Annotated in this window: 6 protein-coding genes; all 6 read left to right on the top strand. The window is 43.5% G+C overall.

The window, feature by feature from the left end; genetic code table 11:
* Positions 1–488: 488 nt before the first annotated feature.
* The gene (locus tag HHA41_RS12645; RefSeq protein WP_168419186.1) at positions 489–2339 is read left to right on the top strand and encodes a DEAD/DEAH box helicase; all 1851 of its coding nucleotides are present in this window, start codon (positions 489–491) and stop codon (positions 2337–2339) included.
* A 389-nt stretch (positions 2340–2728) separates the two neighbouring features.
* Entirely contained in the window at positions 2729–3547 is an 819-nt protein-coding gene (locus tag HHA41_RS12640) for an ATP-binding cassette domain-containing protein (RefSeq protein ID WP_168419185.1), read from the top strand.
* Positions 3544–4323, top strand: a complete 780-nt coding sequence (mlaE, locus tag HHA41_RS12635) for a lipid asymmetry maintenance ABC transporter permease subunit MlaE (RefSeq protein WP_168419184.1) — start codon at positions 3544–3546, stop codon at positions 4321–4323. The genes HHA41_RS12640 and mlaE overlap by 4 nt, the downstream gene beginning before the upstream one ends.
* Positions 4323–4994 (top strand): outer membrane lipid asymmetry maintenance protein MlaD, encoded by a 672-nt coding sequence (locus HHA41_RS12630; protein WP_168419183.1) that lies wholly within the window; start codon positions 4323–4325, stop codon positions 4992–4994. The genes mlaE and HHA41_RS12630 overlap by 1 nt, the downstream gene beginning before the upstream one ends.
* A gap of 15 nt (positions 4995–5009) precedes the next feature.
* Positions 5010–5645: an ABC transporter substrate-binding protein gene (locus HHA41_RS12625; protein WP_178318815.1), complete on the top strand. Its 636-nt coding sequence runs from the start codon at positions 5010–5012 to the stop codon at positions 5643–5645.
* Positions 5646–5657: 12 nt separating this feature from the next.
* Positions 5658–5945 (top strand): STAS domain-containing protein, encoded by a 288-nt coding sequence (locus HHA41_RS12620; protein ID WP_168419182.1) that lies wholly within the window; start codon positions 5658–5660, stop codon positions 5943–5945.
* The last annotated feature ends 130 nt before the right edge of the window (positions 5946–6075 follow it).

The raw sequence follows: 6075 nt of genomic DNA, 5'->3' as shown, positions 1-6075 counted from the left end.
TGAGCAAACAAAAACCGAGCTAATTGCTTAACTCGGTTTGAAGTGGAATACTGTCAATCTATTTCAGGACAAGACACTGGTCTAAAATAGCTAATTTAAGATCTATTTTGATTGTGGGTATACTCGCTAAAAAGCAGGATATATCAAGGTTTACACAAAAAAATGCAAAAGTAGATTAAATAAGGTGACTTTTAAAATAATCCTGCTATAATCCGCCCACGCACTTAATTTCTGTTCATTACCTGAACATTTCTCTTCTAATCATTGTGTATGCGCGTGCGGTCCAAAGAGAGGACGATATCTCGCGCCCCAATCGCTAAAGCGATTCCTTCAGGTTAAGCCGTAATCATGCGTGCGTTATATCACATCGTCGTTACTCGGATCGCCGCTGAATCTTACATTGTCAGCGATAATTGCTGTACCGCTTTTTGCCGATGTCCATCTGACTTTATTTTAATGGAGCACCCATTTTCAGGGTGAAAATCTCTATGAGCAAAACTTTTGCTGATTTTTCTTTACACGAATCTTTACAACAAGCTTTAGAAGGCTTGAACTTTACTACGCCGACTCCTGTTCAAGAACAATCGATTCCAGCGGCACTTGAAGGTAAAGACTTATTGGTGTCTAGCCAAACAGGTTCTGGTAAAACTGCTGCGTTCTTACTCCCAACTTTAAACGCGCTTGCTAACCAAGATACTTTCGTTCCTTTTAAAGAACGCATGAAAGCCATTACTCAGCCATCTATTTTGGTACTTTGCCCAACACGTGAGTTGGCGCAACAAGTGAGCCAAGATGCGATTGCATTTGTACGTCACATGAAAGGTGTACGTATTGCAGCAATTATGGGTGGTATGCCTTTTGGTAAGCAAATCCAACAATTAAAAGGTGCACAAGTGGTTGTAGCGACTCCAGGTCGTTTACTTGACTTGGTGAACCGTCGTCAAATTAAGCTCGATAAAGTTGATGCTTTAATTGTAGACGAAGCTGACCGTATGCTTGACCTAGGTTTCTCTGAAGACCTAGAAGCCATTAGCGACTTGGCTGCTAACCGTAAACAAACACTAATGTTCTCTGCTACTTTTGCAAGCCGTATTATCACGCTTGCAGAACGTATGATGAATGAACCTGTGCGTATTGCAATTGAAACAGGTCACTCAACCAACATGGACATCACCCAGACTTTACACTGGACAGATGGCTTTGAGCACAAGAAAAAATTATTGTCACACTGGTTGTCTGATGAAGGTGTAGACCAAGCGGTTGTATTCGCATCGACTCAAGAAGATACCGACATGTTGGCTGAAGAATTGGCTGAAGCAGGTCACTCTGTCGTTGCTCTACACGGTGCAATGCCACAGACTGTACGTAACCGTCGTTTACGTAGCATTCGTGAAGGTCGTGCAAAAATTTTGGTTGCAACTGACGTAGCAGCACGTGGTTTAGACGTACCAACGATTTCTCACGTGATCAACTTTGGTTTACCAATGAAAAATGAAGACTATGTACACCGTATTGGTCGTACAGGTCGTGCAGGTCGTACCGGTAATGCCATTACTTTGGCAACTTACCGTGAGCGTGGCAAAATCCGTGCTTTGGAAGATTTCTTAGATGCACGTTTAAGTGTTTCTGAAATTGAAGGCTTAGAGCCATCTCCACCACCAGCACGTTCTGGTCGTGACGGTGGTCGTGGTCGTCGTGATGGCGGTCGCGGTGGTCGTGGCGGTTTTGGTGGCGGTCGTCGTTTTGAAGGCGAAAGCAACTTTAAACGTCGTGAAGGTGGTGATGATCGTCCACGTCGTAGCTTCGATGACAAACCACGTGGTGAACGTCCTGCATTTGGTGAAGATCGCCCACGTCGCGAGTTCAACTCAGATCGTCCACGCCGTGAAGGTGGCTTTGGTGACCGTCCACAACGTTCATTTGAAGATCGTCCACGCCGCGAGTTCAACTCAGATCGTCCACGCCGTGAAGGTGGTTTCGGTGACCGTCCACAACGTTCATTTGAAGATCGCCCACGTCGTGAATTTAATTCAGACCGTCCACGTCGCGAAGGTGGTTTCAACGATAAACCACGTTTTGATGCGAATGATGACAACCGTGGCAACCGCGTAGACTATAAACCACGTCGCGAAGGTGGCTTTGGTGATCGTCCAAAACGTGATTTTGGTGATCGTCCTGCACGTCGTGAAGGTGGTTTTGGTGACCGTCAACCACGTTCTTTTGATGATCGTCCTAAGCGTTCATTTGGTGGTGAAGATCGTCCACGTCGTGAGTTCAATTCAGATCGTCCACGCCGTGAAGGTGGTTTTGATCGCCCACGTCGTAAATTTAACGACTAAGCGCTATCTGAAGCGTCAGCTTAAAGAAAACCGGTGTTGAGCACCGGTTTTTTTATGTTAAAAAATGATTTTCCGTCTGAATAAAATGTATACTGTGTCATGTTTTTATTGTGTTGTGCGAATTATGAACATCGATGGCTTGCGAATGCTGATGCAGACGAGAGAGGGAATGATGCCGTATATTGGTTTAGCGCTGATTTTATGTAATTTAATTTATTATATTATTTCCTCTTATTTTTAAGTGTTTGCTGTAATGAAAGTGATTTAGATAACAATAATATTTATAGTTGCACAAGACGTGCACAGTTTTAAAAAATTTGCTAGATAACATTTTATGCTTCAATCCTTTATAGTATGCGTGCTGAAAAAATGCAGGAAGACCCTCAGCTATGAATAATTCAACACCTCAACATGAGCCGTCATTGATTGAAGTCAATGAACTGAGCTTTAAGCGAGGGAAACGTGTCATTTTTGAAAATGTCAGTTTAAAGATTCGCCGTGGGCAAATTACGGCCATTATGGGACCTTCTGGTACAGGTAAAACCACATTATTACGCTTGATTGGTGGTCAACTGGCACCCGATCATGGTGATATTTTACTGGATGGAAAAAACCTTGCAGATATGTCACGTCAGGAGTTGTTTGCTGCACGGGCACGTATGGGCATGTTATTCCAAAGCGGTGCATTATTTACCGATATGAGCGTGTATGAAAATGTAGCATTTCCATTGCGTGCGCACACCAAGTTACCGGAGCATTTAATTGCAGAACTGGTGGCGTTGAAACTTGAAGCAGTGGGGTTACGTGGTACTGAACAACTCATGCCTGCAGAATTATCGGGCGGGATGAACCGTCGTGTGGCCTTAGCACGTGCGATTGCGTTAGACCCTGAATTGATCATGTACGATGAGCCATTTGCAGGCCAAGACCCGATTGTAAAAGGTGTACTGACTCGTTTAATTCGTTCTTTACGTGAAGCTTTGGATTTAACCACCATCATCGTCTCGCATGATGTAGGTGAAACGCTGTCGATTGCTGACTACATTTACATTATCGCAGAAGGCGTGATTCAGGGCGAGGGTACACCTGCGGAATTACAACAGCATGAATCGGCATTTGTACGTCAGTTCTTAACAGGCGCTGCCGAAGGGCCTGTCGATTATCAATTTAGCCATCGGGCTTATTTAAGTGATGAGGTGCGTTCATGAATGCTATTGCCGCATTAGGTCAACGCGTCATTGAGCGTGTTCGTGGCATTGGTGTCGCCACCCAAATGTTGTTGCAAATCTTATTTTCCATGCCAACTTGGCTTGGGGTAAAACTGTTTGTTTACCAGATGTACCGTGTAGGCGTTATGTCCCTACTCATTATTGCGGTCTCGGGTTTATTCATTGGTTTGGTTTTAGGCTTACAAGGTTACTCCATTTTGGTCAATATTGGCTCGGAAGCCATGCTTGGTACCATGGTGTCTTTAACCTTGTTACGTGAACTCGCCCCTGTGGTTGCAGCATTGTTATTTGCAGGACGTGCAGGCTCTGCCTTAACCGCTGAAATTGGTCTGATGAAAGCTACAGAACAATTGGCCAGTATGGAAATGATTGGGGTAGACCCACTCAAGCGTATTGTATCGCCGCGTTTATGGGCGGGTATTGTTAGCCTGCCAATGCTATCCATTATTTTTGCTGCGATTGGCATTATGGGCGGCAAAATGGTTGGGGTAGATTTTCTGGGTGTAGATGAAGGTTCTTTCTGGGGTGGCATGCAAAGCAGCGTGCAATTCTATAAAGATATTTTTAATGGCACCATTATTAAAAGTTTTGTTTTTGCATTAATTTGTACCTGGATTGCAGTGTATCAGGGCTATGCCTGTGTGCCGACCTCAGAAGGCATTGCAACGTCGACCACGCGCACCGTGGTGTATTCTTCATTATGTGTTTTAGGTTTTGATTTTGTGTTGACTGCGGTCATGTTCGGAGGTGTTTAATGAAATCACGTACTAGTGAGCTGGCCGTAGGTGTTTTTGTCATTCTGACAGGCATTGCATTGTTTTTCTTGGCGATGAAAGTCAGTGGATTGGTCGGAACCAATTTACGTGACAGCTATAATATGACCGCAACGTTTGACAATGTGAATGGTCTAAAACCACGTGCTAAAGTCACCATGAGCGGTGTGACCATTGGGCGTGTGAATGACATCACCTTAGACCCTGTATCACGTTTGGCCACTGTTGAATTTGAGTTGGATGGTAAACTGACCAGTTTTAATGCTGAGCAATTAAAAACAGTGCAAAATTATGCAGTTGAAGAATTGCGTTACAGTGCTGAATACGAACAGGCAAGTCCTGAGCAACAAAAAGAAATGGAACAACAACTGTTGAGTAACATGAAATCCATTACCAGTATTGATGAAGATGCTTACATAATGGTTGCAACCAATGGTTTGTTGGGGGAGAAGTATCTCAAAGTTGTTCCAGGTGGTGGTTTGAACTTTGTGAAACGTGGCGAAAGCATTGCCAATACCCAAGGTACCATGGATTTAGAAGATTTAATCAGTAAGTTTATTACTGGCGGTGCAGCGAAAACATCCAATGCAGCATCAGACACAGATACAGCGACAGCTGAAACAACAGATGCAGAAGTGTCATTTGTTGAGTAATTGAGGAGATTGTCCGTGAAAACACTTTTAAAGCAAACTCTGGCGGTAAGTGTGCTTTCTACCATGTTGGCAGGTACTGCATTTGCTGCACCCGCAGAAGCGCCACCAGCTTTTGTGAAAAAAGTTGCCGATAGCTTGATTACACGTTTAAAAGCAGATCATGCTAAATTGCAGAACAATCCAGCATTGGTGAAAACCATTGTGCGTCAGAACCTTGACCCGTATGTAGATGCGCAAGCATTTACCCGTATTGTGATGGGGACTTATGCAACCAACCAATACAGCTCAGCGGCACAACGTGCACAGTTTGAGAAAAACTTCCGTGAAACCTTAATTGAGAACTATGGTACAGCGTTTGCGAAATTCAGTAACCAAACCTATACCATGCGTCCTTATAAGGCGACCAACAGCAAGAACCCTGTAGTGACCATCGACTTTGTTCACAATGGTGAAAAAATTCCTGTGTCATTCCAGTTGGCAGATAAAGGTAGCCAATGGAAAATCCGTAACATCAACGTTTCGGGTATTGATCTAGGTTTGCAATTCCGTAACCAGTTTGCGGCAAACGTGAAGCGTAATGGTGGCAATATTGATAAAGCTATTGCAACCTTTAAGCCAGATGCAGAAGCTGCGGTTGAAAAGAAAAAATAGGTTAGGTGTGGCGTGATTGAATTATCAAATCAGGAATTATGCGTTTCTGGAAAAATAGATTTCAGTAATGCTGAGCAATATTACCAAAAAGGCATACAGTTGATTCGTCAACAGCAACTACCTTTGGTAGTGAATTTGGCAAATCTGGAACAAGGCAGCACTTTGGCTTTGGCTGTTTTGGTGCAATGGTTGCGTCAGACACCAGAAGCCAAAGGCTTACAGTTTAAAGCTGTTCCTGAAAAAATGATGAAAATCATTCAAGCGTGTCATTTGCAAGATGATTTAAAACTGATCGCCTAAAACTGAAACCACAAAAAAGCACCTACTTGTAAGGTGCTTTTTTTATTGCGTTAATTGTCCCGTCCTGAAATAAGTTTACACCTTAAGAGACTTATTTTATGGAACATAAACGAGAACAACGAGTTAAACG

This window comes from Acinetobacter sp. A1, from assembly GCF_012371315.1.
Lineage (GTDB): Bacteria > Pseudomonadota > Gammaproteobacteria > Pseudomonadales > Moraxellaceae > Acinetobacter.
Note: the sequence above shows the minus strand (reverse complement) of the source record. Positions and strands in the feature narration are given on the sequence as shown.